This is a genomic window from Nocardia sp. NPDC046473, from assembly GCF_040645995.1.
In the GTDB taxonomy this organism is placed as follows: domain Bacteria; phylum Actinomycetota; class Actinomycetes; order Mycobacteriales; family Mycobacteriaceae; genus Nocardia.
On record NZ_JBEYZJ010000007.1, the window covers coordinates 120,570 to 146,620 of the forward strand.

Genomic DNA, 26,051 nt, shown 5'->3' on the forward strand with positions numbered 1-26,051 from the left:
TACGCGCGTTCGATGATCATGGGGGCGGGGAGCATCGAGGCGGGTTTGCGGCGACAACAGGCAGGGTGAGGCTTTTCCATGGTTCGGTCGGTCGGGCAGCGGTATGACGACGCGCGTGCAGCGGTGTGCGCATGACCCGACCGGCACGCGTTCGGCCGACCCGAACCAGGCGATCCAGAGTCACCACCCTCCCGCAGCTGATGGCGACCGCCGTCGAGGCGAACCCGAGCGGCATCGGTGTCGCCCTCGCCGACGCCACCGGCACGCTGACGGAACTGAGCTACGCCGAGCTCGATGACCGGTCGACCCGGCTCGCCCGACTACTGATCGGCCGCGGCATCGGGCCCGAGGACCTGGTCGCGGTCGGTATCCCACGGTCGATCGAATCGGTGGTCGCGGTCTGGGCGGTGGCCAAGGCAGGCGCCGGCTTCGTGCCGGTGGATCCGAACTATCCGGCGGACCGGGTCGAGCACATGGTCGCCGACTCCGGTGCGGTGTTCGGACTGACCGTCGCCGCTGTGCGCGGCGAACTGCCGGACCGGCTCGACTGGTTGCCGATCGACACCGCCGACTGCGCGCGGCTGCTCGAGGAGTTCCCCGCGGACCCGGTGACCTATATCGATCGGGTGCGGCCGCTGCGGGCCGAGCATCCGGCCTACGTCATCTATACGTCGGGATCGACCGGCAAGCCCAAGGGCGTCGTCATCACCCAGGCCGGCCTGTCCAGCTTCTGTGACGAGCAGCGCGAGCGTTATCGGGTGACGAGTGATTCGCGGACATTGCATTTCGCGTCGCCGTCGTTCGATGCCTCGGTGCTGGAGTTACTGCTCGCGGTCGGCGGCGCGGCCACCATGGTCATCGTGGCTCCGACGGTGTTCGGCGGCGAGGAACTCGCGGCGCTGATCCGCCGGGAGGGCGTGACGCACGCGTTCATCACACCAGCCGCGCTGGCGTCGGTGGATCCGGTCGGCCTGGACGAGTTGCGTGTGGTGGTCGCGGGTGGCGAGGCCTGCCCGCCGGAGTTGGTGCGGCGTTGGGCGGCACCGGTATCCGGTCGGCGGATCCGGGAGTTCTTCAACGGGTACGGGCCCACCGAGACCACGATCATGACGAATATCAGTGCGCCGCTTGCCCCGGACGCGCCGGTGACCATCGGCGGGCCGATCCGCGCGATCACCGAATACGTGCTCGACGAGCAGTTGGTGCCGGTGGCCGGTGGCACCGTCGGCGAGCTGTACATCACCGGCGCGCAGCTGGCCAGGGGATATCACGATCGAGCAGGGTTGACGGCGGCGCGTTTCGTCGCGAATCCGTTCGATGCCAACGGCTCCCGGCTGTACCGGACCGGCGACCTGGTGCGCTGGACCGATTCTGGTGAACTGGAGTATTTGGGTCGCAACGACTTCCAGGTGAAGATCCGTGGCTTCCGGATCGAGCTCGGCGAGATCGACGCGGTGCTCGCCGCGCACGAGACCGTCGACTTCGCGGTCACCGTCGGCCACGACCTCGACAGCGGCGCAACGATTCTCGTCTCCTACGTGCACTCCGCGCCCGGAATGGACGCCGACGCCGCCGAATTGGCGGCCGTCGCGGAGCGGAGCCTGCCCGCGCACATGGTGCCGACGGTGGTCATGGTGCTCGCCGCGATCCCGCTGACCCCGGTCGGCAAGTTGGACCGAGCCGCGCTGCCCTCGCCGCGCCTGCAGACCAAGGTGTTTCGCGCGCCGGTCGGCCCGCTGGAAGAATTGGTCGCCGATGTCTTCGCCGAGCTGCTCGGGCCGGGTGCCCCGGTCGGCGCCGACGACAACTTCTTCGAGCTCGGTGGCAACTCGCTCATCGCGACGCAGGCCGCCGCCCGGCTCGGTGCGGCCCTCACCGCGCGGGTGCCCGCTCGACTGATCTTCGAAACGCCAACGGTCGCCGGGCTTGCCGAGCGGATGGAGTCGTTGAAGGGCGCCGGTGATCGGCGGGCGCTCGCGCCCACCGAGCGGCCCGAACACATTCCGCTGTCGCTGGCGCAGCAGCGGATGTGGTTCCTGAACCAGTTCGACACGGCGTCGGCGGCGAACAACATTCCGTTCGCCATCCGGCTGTCCGGCTCGCTGGATGTGTCGGCATTGCAGGCGGCGATCACCGATGTGATCGAGCGGCACGAGACGCTGCGCACTGTCTACCCGGCCATCGATGGCATCGGCTACCAGGTGGTTCTGCCTACGGCACAGGCTGTTCCGGACCTGGCGCCCAAGCCGCTGGCCGAACACGAGCTGGCGGACTGGTTGCGCGGCTTCGCGCTGACCGGCTTCGACGTCGCCGCCGAGGTGCCGCTGCGCATCGCGCTGGCCGAGCTGTCGCCCAGTGCGCACGTGGTGGTGGTTGTCGTGCACCACATCGCCGCCGACGGCGCCTCGGTCGCGCCGTTCCTGCGGGATCTGCTCGGCGCCTTCCTGTCTCGCCGCAACGGCGCCCCGCCCGCGGTACCGCCGCTGCCGGTGCAGTACGCCGACTACACGCTGTGGCAGCGCGAGGTGCTCGGCGACGAGCACGATCCCGATTCGGTGGCCGCCGCGCAGATCGCCTACTGGCGCACGGCTTTGGCGGGTATCCCGGATCGGGTCGAACTGCCCGCGGACCGGCCGCGCCCGGCGGTAGCCACCGGCGGCGGCGCGGAGTACACCTTCGAGGTCACCGCCGACGTGCATCGCGGGCTCATCGAGCTCGCCCAGCGTGCGGGCGCCTCCGAATTCATGGTGGTGCACGCCGCGTTCGCGGCCCTGCTCGCCCGGCTCACCGGCACCGACGACATCACCATCGGCACACCGGTCGCGGGTCGTGGTGAGCGGGAGCTCGACGGGCTGATCGGCATGTTCGTCAACACCTTGGTGTTGCGCACGCCGATCGATCCCGGCGCCTCGTTCCTCGACCTGCTCGCCGCCACGAAAGAGACGGACCTGGCGGCGTTTTCGCATGCCGAGCTGCCGTTCGAGCGGCTGGTCGAGGTGCTCGACCCGGTGCGCTCACAGGCGCACCACCCACTGTTCCAGGTGGCGCTGTTCTTCCAGAACATGACCAAGGCGCAGGTCGAGCTGCCCGGATTGTCCGCGCAGGCGGTCGATTTCGACGGCGCGGTGGCCAAGTTCGATCTGCAGCTGACGGTGGTGCCCAAGGCCGAGCAGGGGTTCTCAGCCCAGTTCCTGTACGCCACGGATCTGTTCGACGAGGCGACGATCGCGGAGTTCGCGCAGCGCTTCGAGCGCCTGCTCGTCGCGGTCAGTGCCGATCCGGAGCACGCGGTCGGTGAGATCGATCTGCTGGCCCCGGCGGAGCTGGCGCGGATTCTGGTCGGCTGGAACGAGACTCGGCACGCCGTTGCGCCTGAGCTGCTGCTCGACGGATATCGGCGGGCGGCTTCCGCGCATCCGGAGGCCGTCGCACTGGCACACGAGGGTGCGACGCTTACCTACCGCGAGTTCGATGAGCGGGTCAATCAGCTTGCCCGGTTGCTGATTTCGCAGGGTGTGGGTGCGGAGTCGCTGGTGGGTCTGGCGATTCGGCGTTCGCTGGATCTGGTTGTCGGCATGTACGCGATCGTGACTGCCGGCGGTGCGTATGTGCCGTTGGATCCGGATCATCCGGCCGAGCGCATCGCGCACATCCTCGATACGGCACAGCCGACCTGCGTGGTGACCACCTCGGCGGACGCGATCGAGGTGCCCACAGGTACCGCGGTGCTGACCCTGGACACGGTCGATACCAGTGCCTTCGATGGTGAACCGGTGCGCCAGGAGGAACTGCTCCGGACGGTGCTGCCGCAGCACCCCGCCTACGTCATCTTCACCTCGGGCTCGACCGGACGGCCCAAGGGCGTCGCGGTCTCGCACGCCGCGATCAACAATCAGATCGAGTGGATGCTCGCGGAGTACCCGCTCGGTGCCGACGACGTGTACCTGCAGAAGACCGCGACCACCTTCGACGTGTCGCTGTGGGGCTTCTTCATGCCGCTGCGGGCCGGCGCGAAGCTGGTCGTCGCCACCCACGACGGTCACCGCGATCCCGTGTACGTCGCGGAAACCATTGCCGCACAGCGGGTCACGGTCACCGACTTCGTGCCGTCGATGCTGACGGTGTTCGCCGCGCACACCGCGGCGGGTGCCTGCCCGACGCTGCGGGACGTCTTCGTGATCGGCGAAGCCCTGCCGCCGGAGACCGTCGCCGCGTTCCGTGCGGTGTCGCACGCACGGGTGCACAACCTGTACGGCCCGACCGAGGCCACGGTGTCGGTGACCTACTGGCCCGCCGACGGCTCGGATACCCGCTCGGTGCCGATCGGGTTGCCGCAGTGGAACACCCAGGTCTACGTGCTCGACGCGCGGCTACGCCCGGTGCCCGCCGGAGTGCCCGGTGAGCTCTACCTGACCGGTGATCAGCTGGCGCGTGGGTACGTCCGGCGTCCCGACCTGACCGCGGATCGCTTTGTGGCCGACCCGTTCGGCTTCGGCGAGCGGATGTACCGCACCGGCGACCTGGTTGTGTGGCGCGATGGCACCGCCGGTCGCTCGCATCGGCTGGATTACCTCGGCCGCACCGACTTCCAGGTCAAGTTCCGCGGCCAGCGCATCGAACTCGGCGAGATCGAAACCGCGCTGCTCGCCCAGCCTTCGGTGAACCAAGCGGTGGCGCTGGTCAGCCAGTCGGCGCTGGGCGACCAGCTGGTGGCCTACGTCGTTGCCGCGCCGGGACATTCGGTCGAGCAGCCGGAACTGCTCGCGGCGATCGCGGAAACGCTGCCCGCCTACTTGATCCCGACCGCGCTCGTCGCATTGGACGCCTTACCGCTGAACCCGAGCGGCAAGCTGGATCGCAGGGCGCTGCCCGAACCGACCTTCACCGCGCGCGAATTCCGTGCGCCCGCAACGCCGGTCGAAGAGATCGTCGCCGAGGTATTCGGTGAGGTGCTCGGACTGGACCGGGTCGGCGCCGACGACGACTTCTTCGCCCTCGGCGGCAACTCGCTGATCGCCACCCGCCTGGTGGCCCGGCTCGGTGCCGCGGTGGACGCCAAGGTGCCGGTACGCACGCTGTTCGAGACGCCGACGGTGCAGTCGCTGGCCGCCGCGATCGAATCCCGGACCCACGACGAGCGGGGCATCCTGCTCGGCAGCATCGTCCGGCCCGAACAGTTGCCGCTGTCGCTGGCACAGCGGCGGATGTGGTTCCTCAACCGCTTCGACCAGTCCGACGACGAGGCCGCGGGGTCGGCCGCCTACAACCTGCCGTTCGCCTTGCGGCTGACCGGTGCGCTGGATGTCGTCGCGCTTGCCGCGGCCCTCGACGACGTGGTGAGCAGGCACGAGGTGCTGCGCACCGTGTACCCGGAGAGCGCCGACGGTCCGGTACAGGTCGTGCTACCCGCGAGCCTGGTCGATCTGGACGTCACCGCCCGTCCCGTCGCCGCGGCCGAGGTACCCGGCGAGGTGTACGCCTTGGCGTCGACACCGTTCGACGTGACCGACGAGGTGCCGGTGCGCGTGCGGCTGCTCGAAATCATCGACGGCACAGCGGGATCGGACTATGTGCTCGCGGTGGTGGTGCACCACATCGCGGCGGACGCGTCCTCGATGGGCCCGCTGGTACGCGACGTGATGGTGGCCTACGCCGCGCGAACCACGGGCGAGGCGCCCGGCTGGAACCCGTTGCGGGTGCAGTACGCCGACTACGCGCTCTGGCAACGGGCCGTGCTCGGCGCCGAGACCGATCCGGAATCAATTGCCGCGCAGCAGATCCTGTTCTGGCGCATGCAGCTCGCGGGTCTGCCGGACCTGCTGGAGTTGCCGACGGACCGACCTCGTCCCGCGATCGCGTCGATGGCGGGTGCACGGGTGGACGTGCGGATCGACGCCGCCACCCACGCCGGTCTCGTGGAACTCGCTCGCGCACATGGTGCGACGCTGTTCATGGTCGTGCACACCGCGCTCGCGGTGCTGCTCGCCCGGCTGTCGGGCACCGGCGATATCGCCATCGGCACCCCGGTGGCCGGTCGCGGCGAGCGTGAGCTCGACGACCTGATCGGCATGTTCGTCAACACCGTTGTCTTCCGGGCCACCTTCGACGGCGGTGAAGCGTTCACCGATGTGCTTGCGCGGCAACGTGATATCGACCTGCAAGCCTTCGCGCACGCGGACATTCCGTTCGAGCGGCTGGTGGAGGTACTCAACCCGCCGCGCTCGACCGCGCATCATCCGCTGTTCCAGGTGGGGCTTTCGTTCCAGAACATCGCCCGTACGGCGCTCGAACTACCCGGCCTCGCCGTGTCCGGAGTCGACGCGGATCTCGATGTGTCGCAGTTCGATCTGCACCTCATCGTGGGCGACAGTTACGACGAGTCCGGCGCACCCACCGGTATCGGCGGGTTCTTCACCTATGCGACCGACCTTTTCGACGCCGCGACCGTGCAGAGCTTCGCCGACCGACTGTCGCGGATCCTCGCCACCGTCGTGGTCGACGCCGCGACACCTGTCGGCGAGATCGATCTGCTCGCGGCCGACGAACGTGACGCGGTCCTGGTGCGCTGGAACGACACCGCGCATCCGGTCGATACCGCCGCGACGCTGCCGTGGTTCCTGCAGCGGGCGGTGCTGGCCGCGGCGCCCGAGGCCGTCGCCGTGGTGGCCGACCTGCCCAATGGCGCCCGCCACGAGCTGAACTACGTCGAGCTGGACACCAGGGTGAATCGTCTTGCCCGGTACCTGATCTCGATCGGTGTCGGACCGGAAGCGAGGGTCGCGCTCGCCTTCCGCCGTTCGGTGGATCTGGTCGTCGCGATGTACGCGGTCGCCAAAGCCGGTGGCGCGTATGTGCCGGTCGATCCGGACCAGGCCGCCGAGCGCACCGACTACATCCTCCGGACCGCCGCACCGGTGTGCGTGCTGACCAACGCGGACGCGGACTTCGACACCGAGGTCGCCCCCTTGGTGCCGATCGACGAGCTCGTGCTGGGTTCCTTTGCGAGCGCGCCGCTCTCGGATACCGAGCGCGTCGCGCCGTTGCGGCCCGAGAACACCGCGTACGTGATCTTCACGTCGGGTTCGACCGGCCGCCCGAAGGGCGTCGCCGTCTCGCACGCCGCCATCGCCAACCAGTTGCAGTGGAAGACAGCCGAATTCGGACTCTCCGACGACGATGCTGTGCTGCTCAAAACGGCGGCGACCTTCGACCTCTCGGTCTGGGAGTTCTGGTCGGCGGTGGTCTGCGCGGGCAAGCTGGTGATCGCCGCGCCGGACGGGCACCGTGACCCGGCCTACCTCAACGACCTGATCGCCAGGGAAGCGGTGACGACGCTGCACGTCGTCCCGTCCATGCTGGACGCCCTGCTGGTACATACCGGCACCGAGGCCACGTCGGAACCGTCCCCGCTGCGGCGCGTGCTCGCCATCGGTGAGGCGCTGCCCGCCGCGCTGGCACAGCGGTTCCTGACGGCGCACCCAGAGGTGGTGCTGGACAACCTGTACGGCCCGACCGAGGCCGCCGTGTCGATCACGCGTCACCGGGTGACCGACGCCGACCAGAACTCCGTGCCGATCGGCACACCCGAGTGGAACAGCCAGGCCTACGTGCTCGACGGTCGACTCCGTCCGGTGCCGATCGGCATCTCCGGCGAGCTGTACCTGGCGGGCGGTCAGCTGGCCCGCGGCTACTTCGGTCGCGCGGACCTGACGGCGGATCGGTTCGTGGCCAACCCCTTCCAGCCCGGTACGCGCCTTTACCGCACCGGCGACCTGGTGGCCTGGAACCTTGACGGCGAACTGGAATACCAGGGCCGCACCGACTTCCAGGTGAAGATCCGCGGCTTCCGCATCGAGCTGGGTGAGATCGAGGCCGCGCTGCTGGCGTTGCCCGAGATCGCGCAGACCGCGGTGGTCGCCAAGTCCGATCCCAAGACCGGTGATCGGCTGGTGGCCTATCTGGTCGCCGCCGAGCCGGGTACTCCGGCCGGGCTCGCCTCTTCGTTCGCCGTCCAGGCCGCCGCCTTCGCCGCGCAGGCCGCCGCCGAGGCGGGGGTGTCGGACGAGGCCGCCGGTCTCGATGTGGCACAGGTGAAGTCGGCGCTGAGCGCGGCGCTGCCGTCGTACATGGTGCCGTCGGCGTTCGTCGTGCTCGATGCGCTGCCGCTCAATGTGAACGGCAAGTTGGATCGAAAGGCGTTGCCGGAGCCCGAATTCGAGGCACTGGTGTTCCGTGCGCCGTCGACGCCGATCGAGGAGATCGTGGCGTCGGTGTATGCCGAGGTGCTCGGTGTCGAACGGGTAGGCGCCGACGACGATTTCTTCGCACTCGGCGGCAACTCGCTGCTGGCGACCCAGGTCGCCGCGCGCATCGGTGCCGCGCTCGACTCGCGAGTACCCGTGCGCGCCCTGTTCGAGGCGTCCACCGTCGCCGGACTCGCGGTGAAGGTCGAACACACCACGAGCGAGCACACGCGAAACCCACTCGTCGCCCAGCCGCGCCCCGACCACATTCCGCTGTCCTCGGCTCAGCAGCGGATGTGGTTCCTCAACCAGTTCGACACCGCCGCCGCCGTCTACAACATCCCGGCCGCCATCCGCCTGTCCGGCGACCTGGATGTCGATGCGCTGCAGCAGGCGGTCGCCGATCTCGTCGCGCGCCACGAAATCATGCGCACCGTCTACCCGGAGACCCTGGCGGGCCCGGAGCAGCGAGTGCTTGCGCCACACGAGGTTTCGGTGGACCTGGCGCCCGCGCAGATCGGCGAGGAGCGTGTCGCGCACGAGGTACAGCGCATCGTCTCCGCCGGTTTCGACGTCACCATGGAGGTGCCGTTCCGTGCCAGGCTGTTCCAACTCGCGGGCAGTGAATACGTCTTGGTGTTCGTCGCGCACCACATCAGCGCCGACGGCTGGTCGATGGGCCCGCTCACCCGTGACCTGATGCTGGCGTACGCCGCCCGCAGCGGCGGCGAGGCGCCGTCCTGGGCGCCGCTGCCGATCCAGTACGCCGACTACGCGCTCTGGCAGCGCAGCGTGCTCGGCAGCGACGACGATCCGGAGTCGCTCGCGGGCGCACAACTCGCCTACTGGACAACCGAACTCGCCGACCTGCCGGACGAACTGAACCTGCCGACCGACCGGCCGCGTCCCGTGGCGCAGAGTTTCGCAGGCGGCAAAACGGATTTCGTCGTCGAGGCCGACGTGCACGCCGCGCTGGTCGGCCTGGCCAAGCAGCACAACGCGACTCTGTTCATGGTCGTGCACACCGCGCTCGCGGTGTTCCTGGCCCGCATGTCCGGCACCGAGGACGTCGCCATCGGCACCCCGATCGCGGGCCGTGGCGAGGCCGAACTCGACGACCTGATCGGCATGTTCGTCAACACGCTGGTCCTGCGCACCCGGGTCGCGGCCGATCTCGGTTTCACCGACCTGCTCGCCGCGAACCGGGAGACCGACCTGCGAGCCTTCGCCAACGCGGACACGCCGTTCGAGCGGCTGGTCGAGGTGCTCGACCCGGAGCGTTCCTCGGGTCGGCACCCGCTGTTCCAGGTGGCGCTGTCCTTCGAAAACCTCGCCGCGACAAGCTTCGAGCTGCCCGGCCTGAACTTCGCCGCGCTCGATCCGGCAGCCGACACCGCCAAGTTCGATCTGCTGCTCACCATGCGCGAGCAGCGCACCGAAGCGGGCGCCGAAGCCGGGCTCGCCGCCGAATTCACCTATGCCCGTGACCTGTTCGACGAGCAGACGGTCTCCGAGTTCGGCCGCCGCTTCCGCGGCATCCTGGCCGCCGTCGCGCAGGAGCCCGGCACCGCGGTCGGCGACCTGGAGATCCTGGACGAGTCCGAGCGCGCCGACCTGGTCTCCCGCGCCGGGGCCGAGGCCGCCGCGCCGCGCAGCCTGCCCGAGCTGATGGCCTCCGCGGTCACCAGGAACCCCACCGGTGCCGCCCTCATTGTCGCGGGCCGTTCCTTCAGTTACGTCGAACTCGACGCCGCCTCTTCGCAATTGGCGCGCACTCTGATCGATCGCGGTGCGGGCCCGGACGTCCTGGTCGCCCTGGCGATCCGGCGCTCGGTGGAGTCGCTGCTCGCGCTGTGGGCGATCGCCAAGACCGGCGCGGCGATCGTGCCGATCGACCCGACCTACCCGGCCGACCGGATCGCGCACATGGTGGCGGATTCCGGTGCGGCACTTGGTGTCACGCTGACCGCCGAACTCGGCGGCCTGCCCACGATGGCGGGTGGCCGGCCCTGGTTCGTACTCGACGATCGCGACTTCACCTTCGACGTCGCGTCCCGGTCGGACCGCCCGATCAGCCTCACCGAACGCCACGGCCCGATCCGCAGCACCAACGCCGCGTACGTGATCTACACGTCGGGCTCCACCGGTCTGCCCAAGGGCGTGGTGGTCACGCACGCTGGCCTGGCCAACTTCAGCGCCGAGCAGGTGGAGCGGTACGAGCTCGACCAGACCACGCGCGCACTGGGTTTCGCGTCCCCGTCGTTCGACGCCTCGATGCTGGAGCTGCTGCTCGCGCTCGGTTCGGCGGGCGCGCTGGTGGTCGCGCCGCCGCAGACCTTCGGCGGCGACGAGCTGGCCGAGCTGATCCAGGCCGAAGGGGTGACGCACGCCTTCCTCACCCCGTCCGTGCTCGCCTCGCTCGACCAGGACGCGCTGTCCGGCATGCGGGCCATCGTGGCCGGCGGCGAAGCGGTGCCCGCCGACCTGGTCACCAAGTGGGCCGGCGCCGAGAACCGGCGCTTCCACAACGGTTACGGGCCCACCGAGACCACGATCATGACCAACATCAGCGACCCGCTGCGGCCGGGCGAGCCGGTGACCATCGGCGGCCCGATCCGCGGCATGCGTTCGCTGGTACTCGACCGCAGGCTGCGCCCGGTACCGGAAGGTGTTGCGGGCGAACTGTATCTGGGCGGCATTCAGCTGGCCCGCGGCTACCACGCCAGGCCGGGCCTCACTGCGGCTCGGTTCATCGCCGACCCGTACGGCCTGCCGGGCGAGCGGCTCTACCGCACCGGCGACGTGGTGCGCTGGGCCCGCGGTGCGGGCGTGCCGGTGGTGGAGTACGTGGGGCGCAACGACTTCCAGGTGAAGGTGCGCGGCTTCCGAATCGAGCTCGGTGAGATCGATGCCGCGCTCGCCGCGCAGCCGGGCGTCGAGTTCGCGGCTACCCTCGGCCGCGAATCCGGTGCCGGCGCAACGATGCTGGTCTCCTACGTGCTACCTACCAAAGGCAGCACGCTCGATGTCGCGGCACTGACCGAACAGCTCGGCAGCACGCTGCCGGAGTACATGGTGCCGACGGCCATCGTTGTGCTGGACGAGATCCCGCTGACCCCGGTCGGCAAGCTGGACCGGCGCGCACTGCCCGAACCGGCCATCGAGACAACCGCGTACCGCGCGCCGCAGACCAAGGCCGAGCTGACCATCGCCGAGGTGATCGGTGAGGTGCTCAACATCGAGCGGGTCGGGCTCGACGACGACTTCTTCGCCCTCGGCGGCGACAGCATCGTCTCCATCCAGGTGGTGTCGCGCTGCCGCGGCCGCGGCGTAACCTTCACGCCGCGTGACGTTTTCGAGTCGCGCACCGTCGCCGCGCTGGCCAAGGCCGCCGTGGTCGAGGACGGGCCGGGCGACGAGTCCGGCGACCTGCCGTTGACGCCGCACGCGGCGCGGCTGCTCGAAACCGGCGTCGAGGTGCGCGCCATCGCGCTCGACGTGCCGGAGAGCTGCGCCGTCGAAGCGGTGCACACCGCGGTCGGCAAAGTGCTGGACCAGCATCCGATGCTGTGGGTGCGGCTCGACCGCGAAGGCGACACCCCGGTGCTGCGGATCCCGCCCGCCGACGAACGCACCGGCGAGGCGTTCCGCCGCCTCGACGCGCAGCACGGCGAAACCACGCTGCCCATCGACGATGTGGTGCAGGCCGCCGCGGCGGCGCTCGATCCCGAGCAGGGACGCAACATCCATTTCGTGCTGACCGGCGGGCCCGAGGGCCGGTCGACACTGATCGTCGTCGCCAACGGCCTTGTCGTGGACGACATCTCGTGGCGCACCATCGTCGATCAGCTGACCGCCGCGTGGAGCCGCGGTCGTCATGCCGCCCCCGCCGCGCCGGAATCCGGCCTCGGCGTGCTCATCCGCGCGCTCTCGGCCAAGGCCCACGATCTGCGGACCGTCGGCGAGTTGGGCTGGTGGGAGCGGGTTTTGGCGACCGTCCCCGAGGGCACCGTCGCCGATGGGCGCGATCTGCGGGCGCGCAGCCGAGTCTCGCTGGCCATCACGGCGGAGGGCGCTGCCGCGGTCGCGGCGGCCGCTGCGGCCTATCACGCCACCGTGGACGACGTGCTGCTCACAGCAGTCGCGCTGGCGCTACAGACGTCGGCGGGCGAACCCGTCACGCGCGCACTCGGTTCGGTGATCCGGCTGTCCGCCGACGAGCGGTCCGCGACCGGCGCCGACGAGAACATGGTCGGCGGCTTCACCACCGAGTACCCACTCCCGCTGCGGCTCACCAGGATCGACGCCGACGAAGCGCTCGTCGGCGGTCCCGCCGCGGGCGCCGCGCTCGCGCAGATCAAGGAGCTGCGCCGATCGGTGCCGTCGCAGGGCGTCGGCTACGGCCTGCTGCGTTACCTCAACGCGGACACCGCCGCCGACCTGAGCGAGCTCGGCCGTGGCCGGTTCGCGCTGCGCTACCGCGATCTTCGCCCGGCTCGGGTGCACACCGACACCATGGCCGAGGACCTGCTGCTCGACCTCACCGTCGACGCTGCGGACGACGGCCTGGTCGCCCGGTTCGACTACGCTAGCGCCGCGTTCGCCGGTGACGCGGTGAAAACCTTTGCCGAGCACTGGATCTACGCGCTCGGCGGGCTGGCCGAGCACGGCCTGCGCGCGGACGGCGTCACCTTCACGCCGTCGGACTTCACGCTGGTTCGGCTGAAGCAGCCCGACATCGACCGCCTCACCACCACGTACCCGAACCTCACCGACGTGTGGCCGGTGACTCCGCTGCAGTCCGGCATGCTGTTCCACGCGCTGCTCGCCGAGTCCTCGGTGGACGTCTACACCACCCAGTTCGTGCTGGACCTCGGCGGCGACGTGCACCCGGGGCGGATGCACGCGGCCGCGCAGGCCGTGCTCGACCGGCACGACAACCTGCGCGTCGCCTTCGCCGAGGACGCCGCGGGCAATCCGCTGCAGATCGTGCAGGATTCGCTCGAAGTGCCTTGGCGGCTCATCGATCTCGGCCAGCTCGAGCCCGACGCCGCCGCCCAGGAACTGGCCGATATCAAGGCGGCCGACCTCGCCGATCACTTCGACATGCGGACCGCGCCGCTGCTGCGGTTCGCGCTGATCCGCTCGTCCGCCGACGCCTTCCACCTGCTGGTGACCAGCCATCACATCCTGATCGACGGCTGGTCGATGCCGCTGCTGATGAAGGACCTGCTGACGCTGTATGCGCTCGGCGGCAATTCCCGGCACCTGCCCAAGGTGCCGTCGTATCGGGGCTACCTGGCCTGGCTGGTCGCGCAGAAGGCCGACTCGGCCCGCGAGGCCTGGCGCACCGCGCTCAGCGGTATCACCGAGCCGACGCCGCTGGCACCGGTCGATCCCGGCCGCGAAATCTCGGCCGGGGTAGGCGAAGTCGGCTTCGAGCTGGCGCAGTCCGACACCACCGCGCTCACCCGGCTCGCCTCGGGTCTCGGCGTCACGGTGAACACGGTCGTGCAGGCGGCCTGGGGTCTGCTGATCGGCCGCAGTGTCGATCGCGACGATGTGGTGTTCGGCGCCACCGTGTCCGGCCGGCCGCCGCAGCTGGACGGCGTCGAGAGCATGGTCGGGCTGTTCCTCAACGCGATCCCGGTGCGGGTGCGCCTCGGCGCCACCGACACGCTCGGCGGGCTGCTGCGTCAGCTGCAGGGTGAGCAGGCCGGGCTGCTGGATCACCACTACCTCGGGCTGAGCGATATCCAGGAAACCATCGGCGTGGAAGGGCTTTTCGACTCCCTCGTGGTGTTCGAATCGTTCCCCGTCGACCGGGACGGCCTGGACAAGGCCAGCGATATCGACGGCCTGAGTGTCACCGGCGTCGGCGCGGTCAACGGCACCCACTACCCGCTCACCGTCATGGTGGTGCTGGACAGCCAGCTGCGGGTGTCGGTGAAGTACCTGCGCGACCTGTTCGACGAGGGGGCGGCACAGGCACTCGCGCAACGACTTTCGGCGTTGATTCGTCGTTTCGTCACCAACCCGCAGGCGCGCATCGCCGACATCGACGTGCTGCTCGACAGCGAACGCGCCGTGCTGGCCGCCCGCAACGCCACCGAAGTGCCGGACCTACTGGACGATTCGACGCTGCTGACGCTGTTCGACGCGCAGGTGGCACGCACGCCCGACGCGCCCGCAGTGCGCTACGGCGACGTCACGCTCAGCTACGCCGACCTCGACCTGCGCTCGCGGGCACTGGCCGGGGAGATCGCCCGGTGGGGCATCGGCGCGGAATCACGGGTCGGCGTGGCTATGCGGCGCGGGATCGACCTGGTCGTCACCATCTACGGCGTGCTGCGGGCGGGCGCGGGCTACCTGCCGATCGACCCGGATCACCCGGCCGAACGCAACGAATACGTGCTGGCCAGTGCCAATCCGGCCTGCGTCTTGACCACCAGCGCCGATGCCTTCGTGACCGATACCGATATCGCGGTCGTCGCGGTGGACACGCTCTACCTGCCGCTGGACGCGGTGTCGTTCACCGGCACCGACGTGCACCCCGACAACGTCGCCTACATCATCTACACCTCCGGTTCCACCGGCCGCCCCAAGGGCGTGGTGATCACGCACCGGCAGATGGTCAACCAGTTCCGCTGGGCGCAATGGACCTACCCGCACGATGCCAGTGACGTGGTGCTGCACAAGACGCCGATCACCTTCGACATCTCCACCTGGGAACTGTTCTGGCCGTTGCAGACCGGCGCCTCGATCGTCGTCGCCGAACCGGACGGTCATCGCGATCCGGCGTACCTGGCCGAGACCATCGCCGAATATGGCGTCAGTACGGTGCATTTCGTGCCCTCGATGCTCGACGCGTTCCTGAGTCCGGACTCGATGGAGTTCCCGAGCCTGCGTCGGGTATTCGCCGCGGGCGAAGCGCTCACCGCGGAGACCGTGGCCGCCTTCGCCGCCGCCCTGCCGGACATCGACCTGGTGAACTGGTACGGGCCCGCCGAGGCGACGGTGGTCACCGACTACCCGGTGGAAGACACTGCCGCACTGACGGTTCCGATCGGCACGCCGGTCGCCAACACCCGGGTGCATGTGCTCGACCGGCAGCTGTGCCCGGTGCCGCCCGGCGCCGCGGGTGAGCTGTACATCGCGGGCGTCCAGCTGGCTCGCGGGTATCTCGGTGCCCCCGCCCTCACCGCGGAGCGTTTCGTCGCGCACGAGGGCGGTGCGCGCCTCTATCGCACCGGTGACATCGTCCGCTGGCGCGAGGGTGCGCTGGAGTACTTGGGCCGCAGCGACTTCCAGGTGAAGCTGCGCGGCCAGCGGGTCGAGCTCGGCGAGATCGAAACCGTGCTGCTCGCCCTCGATTCGGTGCGGCACGCGGCCGTCTCGCTGGTCAGCGGTACCGCCGGGGATCGGCTGGTCGCCTACCTCGTCGCCATGCCGGGGGAGACCATCGACCAGACCGCGGCCCTGCTGCACGCGCGTGGTTCGCTGCCGTCGTACATGGTGCCATCGGCGTTCCTGGTGCTGGATGCGTTGCCGCTCAACGCCAGCGGCAAGCTCGACCGCAAGGCGCTGCCGGTCCCGGAGCTTGGCGCGCGTCCGTACCGGCCGCCGACCACCCCGCTGGAGCGGACCATCGTCGAGGTCTTCGCCGAGATCCTGGGCGTCGACCGGGTCGGGCTCGACGACGACTTCTTCGATCTGGGTGGCAATTCGCTGGTCGCGACCCGCGCGGTCAGCCGGTTGCGCACGCTCACCGGCGCCGAGGTCCGGGTGCAGTGGTTCTTCACCGACTCCACCGCGGGCGCACTGGCCACCCGCATCCTCGCCGCGCTGGCCGGTGACCACGACTACGACCTCGACTCGAACGCCGCGCTCGGCGTGCTGCTGCCCATCCGGACCCGGGTGCCGCACGACATGGCCGCCGCCGAGCCCCTGTTCTGCATCCACCCGATGTACGGATTGTCCTGGTGCTACGCCGGTTTGGCCCGCTATGTGCCTGCCAGCAGGCCGATCTTCGGTCTGCAGTCGCCCGCGCTGTCGGAGGACGGCTACCTGCCCGCATCGCTGGCCGAGATGGCCGCCCGGTACGTCGCGGAGATCCGCGCCGTGCAACCGCAGGGCCCTTACCGGCTGCTCGGCTGGTCGCTCGGCGGTGTGCTCGCGCACGCCATCGCGACCGAATTGCAGGCCGCGGGTGAACAGGTCGCGCTGCTCGCCATGCTGGACAGCCATCCCGACATCGACGTCACGGACTTCCGCGCGGCGATCCGCGAGGCGCTGAGCGAACTCGGCATCGGCGCGGACGCGTTGCTGCCCAGTGATGGCGATATCCACGACCTCAGCGACGAGGCACTCGCCGCGCTGCACGCCACCATCCCGCCGGACATGGCCGTGCTCACCCCCGAGCGGGTGCGCCGGATCTACCGCAGCGCGGTGCGTTCGGCCGAGCTCATCGCCGAGCATCGGCCCGAGGTGTTCCACGGCAGGCTCGATTACTACAGCGCGGCCGGGCACGACACCGCGGCAGTCGGCTGGCAGCCGTTCGTCGACGGCCGGGTCGAGGATCACCCGATCGGTGTGACGCATGATCAGATGACCACGCCGGAGGCGCTGGCCGAGATCGGTCCGAGCCTGTCCGATCTGCTCGATCCGCGGGCGCACTAGGTGCGGCCGCGCGCATTCGTGGATCGCCGGTGCTTCGCGCTGCGAAGGTGGGTCGGGCGCGCGAAGATCGGGGTTGCTCAGGCATGATGGGCAACGCCGAGGTAACGATCACCTCTTTTGCCACGACTCCATACCCCGTATGGTCTGCCGTGGTGTGTTCAGGGCATCCACCGCCGGGCGCGCGCATTCGCGGCTAGCAAGCGCTCTGAGGGAAATGCAGATGGAATCTCGAGACGAAGCGAAGGTGCGAAATTGATACGTCGACAGACCCGGCGCAGCGGCCTGCGTGCCGCCGCGGCGATCGCGGCCACTGCGGTCCTTGCGGGAGTAATGACCGGCCTCGGCGTAACCACAGCCTCTGCCGCTGACCCGATCATCGATGGCAAGAGCCTGCTCGCCAACCCGACCTCGCCCGACGGCTCGAAGATCACCAAGGCCGAATACAAGGACGCACGCAACATTCGGCTGTACGTGTACTCGGCGGCGATGGACCAGAAGGTCATCATCGACGTCCAGCGCCCGGCCGACGCCTCCGTGCCGCGCCCGACCCTGTACCTGTTGAACGGTGCGGGCGGCGGCCAGGACGACGCCTCCTGGCAGGCGAAGACCGATGCGCTGGCGTTCCTTTCGGACAAGAACGTCAATGTGATCCAGCCCATCGGTGGCAAGTGGAGCTACTACACCGACTGGATCAAGGACGACCCGACGCTCGGGCGCAACAAGTGGAAGACCTTCTTCACCGAGGAGCTGCCGCCGCTGGTCGACGGCGCGCTCGGCACCAACGGCGTGAACGCGATCGCGGGTCTGTCCACCTCGGGCACCACCGTGCTCGCGCTGCCGATCGCCAAGCCCGGCCTGTACAAGGCGGCTGCGGCCTACAGTGGTTGCGCCCAGACCAGTGACCCGGTCGGCTCGGAGTTCGTCAAGCTCACCGTCGAGACCTGGGGTGGTGGCGACACCAACAACATGTGGGGCCCGCAGGGTTCGGCGGACTGGGTGGCCAACGATCCGTATGTGCACGCCGAAGGCCTGCGCGGACTCGACCTCTACATCTCGACCGGCAACGGTCTGCCCGGCCAGTACGACACCCTCGACGGAAAGTACGCGCTCCCCGGCGCCTACGGTCTGGCCAACCAGATCATCATCGGCGGCGTGATCGAGGCGGGCACCAACTTCTGCACCAACAACCTCAAGGGGAAGCTGGACTCGCTGGGCATCCCGGCGACCTACAACTTCCGCAACAGCGGCACCCACTCGTGGGGCTACTGGCGTGACGAGTTCCAGCTGTCGTGGCCGGTACTGGCCCGCGGCTTGGGCATCTGAGCAGGGATTTTTATCCTACGCAACAACTGATTTCATGAGCACATGGGTAACTCGCCGGGTACAAGCTGACCCGGCGAGTTGCTTTTCCGCCGGGCGCCAACGCATGCCTCCACGCACCTCAGTCTGGCCTGAAGTCGCGGAGAGGCGGGGGAGACTAACGAAAAAGTTCGGGAACCCGTAAAATCTTGTTCCGTGAGTACTACCCTGGCTGAGTCCGCTAGATCTGCGTCCCAGCGGGCCCGTGCGGCCAGCCTCTTGCTCGGCCCTGCCTTTGTGGCGGCGATCGCGTATGTCGATCCCGGCAATGTGGCGTCGAATATCAGCGCGGGCGCGAAGTTCGGGTATCTGCTCGTGTGGGTCATCGTGATGGCCAATGTGATGGCCGGGCTGGTCCAATTCCTTTCGGCCAAGCTGGGATTGGTGACCGGCATGTCGTTGCCGGAGGCGGTCCGGGAGCGGTCGAGCCGCACGACCCGGCTGGCCTACTGGGGGCAGGCAGAGACCGTCGCGATGGCCACCGACCTGGCCGAGGTGGTCGGGGGCGCGATCGCGCTGAACCTGCTGTTCCAGCTGCCGTTGCTGGTCGGCGGCGTGATCACCGGTGTGGTGTCGATGGGTCTGCTGCTCGTGCAGGACCGGCGTGGGCAGCGGCCGTTCGAGCGGGTGATCACCGGCCTGCTCGCCGTGATCGCGATCGGCTTCCTCGCCAGCCTGTTCATCGCACCGCCCTCGATCGGCGGCACCCTCGGCGGTCTGTTGCCCAGGTTCCAGGGCGCGGAGAGCGTGCTGCTCGCCGCCGCCATGATCGGCGCGACGGTCATGCCGCACGCGGTGTACCTGCACTCCGGCTTGGCCAGGGACCGGCACGGTCACCCGGCGGCCGGACCGATCCGGGTTCGGTTGCTGAAGATCACCAAGATCGATGTGGTGCTCGCGATGGTGCTCGCGGGCACGGTCAACTTGGCGATGCTGCTGATGGCGGCAAACACGTTGCGCGACCGCGAGATCGAAACACTGCAGGACGCGCACACCGCCGTCGGCGACGCGCTCGGCCCCGTCGCGGCGCTGTTGCTCGCCGTCGGCCTGCTGGCCTCCGGCCTCGCCTCGACCTCGGTCGGCGCCTACGCGGGCGCGATGATCATGCAGGGCCTGCTGCGCCGCCGCATCCCACTGCTGGTGCGCCGAGTGATCACCCTGATCCCGGCCCTGGCCATCCTCGCCGCCGGCATCGATCCCACCCGAGCCCTGATCATCTCCCAGGTGGTGCTCTCGTTCGGCATCCCCTTCGCCCTGATCCCCCTGGTCCGCTTCACCAGCGACCGAGTCCTGATGGGCAACGACGTCAACCACCGCATAACCACCGCTTTAGCCTGGCTGATCGCCGCCATCATCTCGGCACTGAACATCGTCCTGATCTACCTGACGATCACCGGCGCCTGACCCAGAACAGCCACACTGACAACAGAATCCGCACCCCGTGAACCCCGCGTATACCACCAGATTCCACCACGCCAGGTCTCTCGGAACACCACCGCAGCCCGATCAACACTCCAGAACCGTCCCCTCACCCTTTGTATAACCCGCTCACTCTGTATACCGGGTGAGCAGGTCACACAAAGGGTAAGCGGCCGCCAATCCCCCACGCGGACAGCAGAATCCGCACCCCGTGTCGGGGTTGTGCACCCGGACCAGGGCCAGCGCCGGGCGGATTCCGAGAGAGGATGCGGATCCGTGGTCGAAACCGGATACAGCACCCGCCACGAATGCTCAGCACCCCCACCGCACCCAGCCGAAAACAGAATCCGCACTCTGTCTCGGGACCTGCACTGGGGCTTTAGGGCCCTATTCCGAGTGCAGATCCCGAGACAGAGTGCAGATCCTCGGGCACACCGCCCTCCGGACCACCCGGCGGGCCTGATCGACTACCGAAACCGCCGCCGACCACCTCGCGCGGGGCTGATCGACTACCGAAACCGTCATTGATCGTCGCGCGGGGGTGATCGACCACCGAAACCGTCATTGACCACCGCGCGGGGGTGATCGACCACCAAAACCGCCACCGACCACCCGCTGTTGTCCAAAGCGCTTGTGACGCAACCACAGCCAGATGACCACCTCCAGAACGCGACATCGCGCGCCTGACGTGCACCTAAAGCCGGGTACGGCACACGACGCGCCCAGCACTACTCACAGGAAAACGGGGAACGGTCTTCAGCTCATTGAGCTGCTCACCTTGGGAAATCCCTAGGTGCACTTGCCCGGATAGGTATACCCGTCCAAGGGAATGACCCGATAGTGCTGAGCACGTCAGGTGGGGTCCCCGGCTTTCTCTTCCGCAGCCTGTGATGGGCAACGCTCGTGTTCCAGCGTGCGGACTGACTGTGGCCCGGTTGAAAGAAGCTGGGGAAAACAAGCCGAGTCGAACGATCATTGGTGCCGTTGAGTCGAGTCAAAAGGTCGTCGGTGCTATCGAGTCGAGTCATATGGTCGCTGTTGAAGATCGTTTAACGACCATATGACTCGACTCGAATGTGGCGTCTGGGCTGCTGTTTGGGCTTCAGACCCAGTTCTCGATCCAGTACTTCCAGATCAGCGGGGCGTAACCGGCCAGCGGCGGCACCTTGATGTCGGTGCCTGTGAGGGCGGCGGTGGTGTTGCGGCAGTCGAACCAGCAGGTGAATTCGCTGTGCTCCAAGATGTCTCGGGGAACGCCGATGCGGGGGAGGACCCAGCTTGCGCCGGGGACCTGTAGCACCATGTCGAGGGCGCGCTTCGGCATCACCTCGACCAGGTGTGGCGCGCCGGCCTCGTCGGCGAACAGGTTCAACGCCTCGGCCACGCTCTGTCGGCGCGGGTCGACCAGGTGGTAGGTGGTGGCGTTCGAGCCCGGTTGGTGCGCAAGATGATCCAGCGCGCGAGCCACGAAATCGACCGGGACCATGTTGGTTTCGCCGAGCTTGGGCACCAGCACCGGCAGGATTCGGGGCAGCTGCGCGCCCATCCGGAGCAGTCGGAAGAAGTAGTACGGGCCGTCGATCCGATCGATCTCGCCGGTTCTGGAATGGCCGATCACGATCGACGGGCGGTAGATCCGCCAGGGCAGCGCGGCACCGCGGACGATCCGCTCGGCTTCGAACTTGGCCCGCTGCGTCGGCGTGGCCAGCACCTGGCCCTCGTCGAACATGTCCTCGGTGAACAGGCCCTCCGACGAACCGGCCACCTCCACCGTCGAGACATGATGCAGCAGACCGGCTTTCAGGGCTTCGGCGACATCGACCAGATGCCGGGTGCCGTCACCGCGCTCGGCGAGGTCATAGCTGGATGCCAGATGGAAGACATGGTCGATCGAGCCGCGATGCTCGGCCAGCCACGTCGGATCGATACCTAGACCTGGTGCGCCGAGATCGCCGGGCACCGGCCGCACCCGATCCGCCGCGCCCCACTCCCGGGTGCAGCAGATGAACCGGTCGGCGGACTCGGCGCCCGGCCGCACCAGCACATGGATGATTCCCTCGCGTTTCAGCAGCTCGGGGACGAGGAACCGACCGATGAACCCAGTTGCCCCGGTAACCAGGTAGCCCATAGCGGAGGAGCTTAGCTGGCCCGGCTGGCCCGTCTCTCCGAGTCTTCGAGCCAGACACGTGCGTGTCGGAAGTTGCGTTGGCTAGTCCGCCGCTCCGTGACTTCCGGCCGGACTCGTGTGCGCTGATCGTGACGTCGGCGACCGGGCGGTTGGGTGGCGGCCTGGTTAGCCGGTCCCCGGCGAGTTACCCATGTTGTCGCGAAATCACTTGTCGCGTGGGCGAGTTTCGTCAGTCTTCGAAGACCGGCTTGCGCTTGGTGAGCATCGCGGTGGCGCCCTCGAGGAAGTCGGGAGAGGTCAAAAGTTCGGTCTGGCCGGACTTTTCGGCTGCGAGGGCGGTGTCGAGGGAGGTCAACGTTGCTTGGTTCAGGGCTTGCTTGGTGAGTTCGAGGGCGCGGCGGGGGCCGGTGGCGATCTTCGCGGCGGCGGCTTCGACCCTTGTGTCGAGTTCGGCTTCGGGGAGGACCGCGGTGAACAGTCCTGCCTGTTTTGCGGCGGGGGCGGGGAGGCGCTCGCCGAGTAGTGCCATCTCCGCGGCGAGCGGGCGCCCGGCCGCGGCGGCGATCATGGCGGCCGCGCCACCGTCGGGCATCAGGCCGATGTTGATGAAGGCGAGCAGGAGGTAGGCGTCGTCGCTCGCGTAGACGAGGTCGGCAGCCAACGCGACGGCCACGCCGACGCCTGCCGCGGCACCCTTGACGCGGGCGATCACCGGGACCGGAGAATCGACGATCGCCTTCACCAAGCGGTTCGCGACGTCCATCGTCATATCCGGGGTGATGCCGCGCTGGGCCTCGCGCACGGTGGCCGAGAGGTCGGCGCCGGTGCAGAAATCGCCGCCGTCGCCGGTCAGCACGATCACCCGCACCGAGCGATCCGCGGCGGCCGCTACGAAGGTGTCGCCGAGGGCGAGCATGGTGTCGTAGTCGACGGCGTTCTTGCGCTTCGGGTTGGTGATGGTCACCCGCAGCACCTTGCCGTCGTGCACCGCCGTAAACCGCGGCTCGGGTGTGGCGGGCGCGGCCGGTGCCGCGGAATCGGTATTGCTCATGTCTGCTCCTACGCTGGAAGTCAGCGGCTACCCTGCCATGAATACTGGTTAACTTTGCGAATTGTGGTTAACTTAGGTTCCATTGTCGGGCGCTGTCAACCAGCGCAGCCGCCGGAGAACGGAGAGGTGCATGGTCGCGGATCGCAGCGAGGTCGGCCTCGCTTCCGCGCGGCCGGACGCCGATGCGCAGGCGTCGCGCGGTGGGCCGGTGCGCCGTCGGCCCAAGGATCGCAAGGTGCAGATCATCCGGGCGGCCGCGCGCGCGTTCAGCGATCGCGGGTACTACCCGGTCGGCGTCGACGAGATCGCCGCCGAGGTGGGGATCTCCGGGCCCGCGCTGTATCGGCACTTCACGAACAAATACGCGTTGCTCGTAGCCGCCGCCGAAGAGGGCGCCAGGCACCTGCTGAACGTCGCCCGTGCCGCGGACGACCCGCAGCTGGCGCCGGTCGAGCGGCTGGACGCATTGATCCGGGCGATCAGCGAACACACCATCGAGATCCGCCGCGAGGCCGGGCTGTACCGCTGGGAGCGACGCTACCTGGAACGCGAAGATCGAGTCCGGATCCGGAAGATCTACGACGACCTGAACGGCACCCTCGCCGCACCCATCGCGCTGCTGCGCCCCGACGCGCCGTCCGCCGATGTGGCGATGCTGGCCGCCGCTGTGCTCAGCGCGATCGCCAGCATCTCCGCGCATCGCAGCGCGCTCTCCGGTGCCAGGCTGCTGCCGCTGTTGCACGACATGGCGTGGGCGATCCTGCGCGCCGAGCTGCCGCCCGCGTCGCCGGAACCTGATCCGGGACCCGTCACGCGCGGCCTGCCGGTGTCGTCGAAACGCGAACAGCTGCTCACCGAGGCGATCCGGATCTTCGGCAGGCAGGGCTATCACGAGGCCAGCATCGAGGAGATCGGCGCGGCCGTCGGCATCAACGCCTCCAGCGTGTATCGCTACTTCGCCAGCAAGTCCGATCTGCTCGCCGCCGCGTTCTACCGGACCGGTGATCGGGTCGCCCTCGCGATCACCGAGGCGCTGGCCGAGGCGACCAGCCGCGAGGACGCGGTGCGTCGCATCGCCGAGCGTCAGGCCCGGCTCACCTTCGCGATGCCGGAGATCATGCCGGTCTACTACGCCGAATTCAGCAACCTGCCGCCGGCCGAACAACACAAGCTGCGCGCCATTCAACGCCAGAACGTCCTCGAATGGGCCAATTTGCTGGACGGCGATCCCGTCGAGGCGCGCTTCCGGGTGCACGCGGCCATCGGCCAGGTAATCGATGTCGGCAGGCTCCTCCGATTCGATTCCCGCCCACCACAATTGGCCAGGGTCACCGCCCTCATGCAAGCCGTCCTGCTCGGCGACAAGGCCTAACCACAGGTTTTGCGCGGATCGTCAGGTGCGGCGGCCGTGCCGGATGCGGAAGATGGTCTTGGCCAACCGTAAGTGGCGTGGGTGCCGGTCGAACGTGGACAGATTGACCGGCGCCTGGTAGCGCTTGCGGGCGATGGCCAGGGTGTGGCTGAACTCGCGCAGGCCCTGATCGCCGTGACTGTGCCCCTGCCCGTATTCGCCGACACCACCGAAGGGCAGCGCGGGAATGCCCGCGTAGGCGGTCGAGGAATTGATGGTGACCACCCCGACCCGCAGGTGCTCGGCGAAGGTCTCGATCTCGTGCACGTCCCTGGTGAACACCGAGACCGCGACGTCGTGGCCCACCGCGTTGATGCGTTGCGCGGCCTCTTCCATGCTGGTCACCTTGTTCACGATCAGGACAGGCCCGATGCCCTCGCCGGTGATCGCGAGACTTTCCTCGGGCACCTCGGCAAGCACCACCGGTTCGATGTACGGCTCGCGAATCGAATCCAATCCGCCGACCACGGCACGGCCGCCGCGGGCCAGCGCGTCGCGAATCTGCTTGCGCACCACCTCGACCTGCGATTCCAGGATCATCGGGCCGTAGGACGCGCGCTTGTCCGCACCGGGGCGCAGCTTGGTGGCCTGCGCGGCCACGAGCTCCAGGAACGGTTCATAGACCGACTCCGCGACGTAGGCCCGCTGGATCCCGGTGGCGTTCTGCCCGGCATTGGCCATCGCCCCGAACACCGCGGCCTCGGCGGCGTCGTCGAGCTTCGCGTCGACGTGCACGACCATGCTGCCCTTGCCGCTGCGCTCCACGACCACCGGCGTCATCGTCTGCGTACACAGCGCGATCACCTCGCGCGCGCCGGAATCCGAACCGGCGTAGGCGATCTTGTCCACCTTGGCCCGGCACAGCGCGTTGCCGGTCGCGTGATCGCCGGTAACCACCTGCAGCACCGGCTGATTCGGCGCCAGCCTGGTCCAGCTGTCGGCCAGCCAGACGCCGACACCGGTGGTCAGCTCGTGCGGCTTGAACACCACCGTGTTGCCCGCGGCCATCGCGTAGGCGATCGACCCCATCGGCGTGAACACCGGGTTGTTCCACGGGCCCAGCACCCCGATCACGCCGAGCGGCAGGTAGCCGACCGATGCGCGTTGGTTGCGGGTCAGCCAGGTGGAGCCGAGCTTGTGCCTGCCGAGCGCGCGCGCCGCGTTGCGGGCGGCCCAGTCGAGGTTCTCGACCGCGAGCATTACCTCGATTACCGCGTCCGCCTCCGGTTTTCCGGTTTCCTCGGACAGGATCTCGGCCAATTCGCCTGCGCGACGGGCGATATCGCGCTTCCAGTCGAGCAGCCAGCGCTTGCGGCCGCTGAATCCCAGCTCGGCCCACCATTTTTCGGCCACGCGGGCGGCGCGCACCGTTCGGTTGATTTCGCCCGCGCCCATCACGGCGTAGTTGCCGACGGTCTCGCCGGTGCGCGGGTCATAGGACGTCAGCACGTTCGATCGGCCCGATCCTCCGGGCTGCGCCGCCACCTGTGGCTGCGCGGACTCGGCCATGATCACCTCTCGCAGTATCGAAATCGGCGTACGGGCCACTTGCGAGGCGGCCGCCGCGGACGAGTGAGTGTTCCCCCAATTAGCAGACTATGGTCGCCGCGACGGGCCGACAAGGCTCGTTCGCCGCCACCGCGCTGCCCTTGACACGGTCCACCAGCGCCGATTCGCGTCGCGCCGGACCGATATCGGCGGGTGTGAGTAAGGACACATTTAGTCTGTGCTCCTGTTGGGTACCGCGCGGGCGGCCCGGTG

7 protein-coding genes are annotated in these 26,051 nt (G+C 68.6%); 4 read left to right on the forward strand and 3 right to left on the reverse strand.

The window, feature by feature from the left end; genetic code table 11:
• Positions 1–131 precede the first annotated feature (131 nt).
• The 3 genes from ABZ942_RS25495 to ABZ942_RS25505 all read left to right on the forward strand — a co-directional run bounded on the left by ABZ942_RS25495 (position 132) and on the right by ABZ942_RS25505 (position 19,685).
• A complete protein-coding gene (locus ABZ942_RS25495; RefSeq protein ID WP_357386093.1) occupies positions 132–16,922 on the forward strand; it encodes an amino acid adenylation domain-containing protein in 16,791 nt (5,596 codons plus the stop codon).
• Between the two features lie 330 nt (positions 16,923–17,252).
• The gene (locus tag ABZ942_RS25500; RefSeq protein WP_357386818.1) at positions 17,253–18,245 is read left to right on the forward strand and encodes an alpha/beta hydrolase family protein; all 993 of its coding nucleotides are present in this window, start codon (positions 17,253–17,255) and stop codon (positions 18,243–18,245) included.
• Between the two features lie 204 nt (positions 18,246–18,449).
• Positions 18,450–19,685 carry an Nramp family divalent metal transporter gene (locus ABZ942_RS25505; protein WP_357386820.1) on the forward strand — a complete coding sequence of 412 codons (1,236 nt, stop codon included), beginning with the start codon at positions 18,450–18,452 and terminating at the stop codon, positions 19,683–19,685.
• A 1,117-nt stretch (positions 19,686–20,802) separates the two neighbouring features.
• Here ABZ942_RS25505 and ABZ942_RS25510 read toward each other — a convergent pair.
• On the reverse strand, positions 20,803–21,828 hold the full coding sequence (locus ABZ942_RS25510) for an SDR family oxidoreductase (protein WP_357386095.1): 1,026 nt from the start codon (positions 21,826–21,828) through the stop codon (positions 20,803–20,805).
• 229 nt (positions 21,829–22,057) lie between these two features.
• Positions 22,058–22,879 carry an enoyl-CoA hydratase-related protein gene (locus tag ABZ942_RS25515; RefSeq protein ID WP_357386097.1) on the reverse strand — a complete coding sequence of 274 codons (822 nt, stop codon included), beginning with the start codon at positions 22,877–22,879 and terminating at the stop codon, positions 22,058–22,060.
• A 130-nt stretch (positions 22,880–23,009) separates the two neighbouring features.
• Between ABZ942_RS25515 and ABZ942_RS25520 the strand changes: the two genes are divergently transcribed.
• The gene (locus tag ABZ942_RS25520; RefSeq protein WP_357386099.1) at positions 23,010–24,251 is read left to right on the forward strand and encodes a TetR family transcriptional regulator; all 1,242 of its coding nucleotides are present in this window, start codon (positions 23,010–23,012) and stop codon (positions 24,249–24,251) included.
• 21 nt (positions 24,252–24,272) lie between these two features.
• Here ABZ942_RS25520 and ABZ942_RS25525 read toward each other — a convergent pair whose 3' ends face one another.
• Positions 24,273–25,799: an aldehyde dehydrogenase family protein gene (locus ABZ942_RS25525; RefSeq protein WP_357386101.1), complete on the reverse strand. Its 1,527-nt coding sequence runs from the start codon at positions 25,797–25,799 to the stop codon at positions 24,273–24,275.
• Between the last annotated feature and the right edge of the window lie 252 nt (positions 25,800–26,051).

Bases quoted from the DNA above. Each gene is read 5' to 3' on its own strand.
- ABZ942_RS25495 (WP_357386093.1), top strand. From the start codon at position 132: ATGACCCGACCGGCACGCGTTCGGCCGACCCGAACCAGGCGATCCAGA.
- ABZ942_RS25500 (WP_357386818.1), top strand. From the start codon at position 17,253: ATGACCGGCCTCGGCGTAACCACAGCCTCTGCCGCTGACCCGATCATC.
- ABZ942_RS25510 (WP_357386095.1), bottom strand. From the start codon at position 21,828: ATGGGCTACCTGGTTACCGGGGCAACTGGGTTCATCGGTCGGTTCCTC.
- ABZ942_RS25515 (WP_357386097.1), bottom strand. From the start codon at position 22,879: ATGAGCAATACCGATTCCGCGGCACCGGCCGCGCCCGCCACACCCGAG.
- ABZ942_RS25520 (WP_357386099.1), top strand. From the start codon at position 23,010: ATGGTCGCGGATCGCAGCGAGGTCGGCCTCGCTTCCGCGCGGCCGGAC.
- ABZ942_RS25525 (WP_357386101.1), bottom strand. From the start codon at position 25,799: ATGGCCGAGTCCGCGCAGCCACAGGTGGCGGCGCAGCCCGGAGGATCG.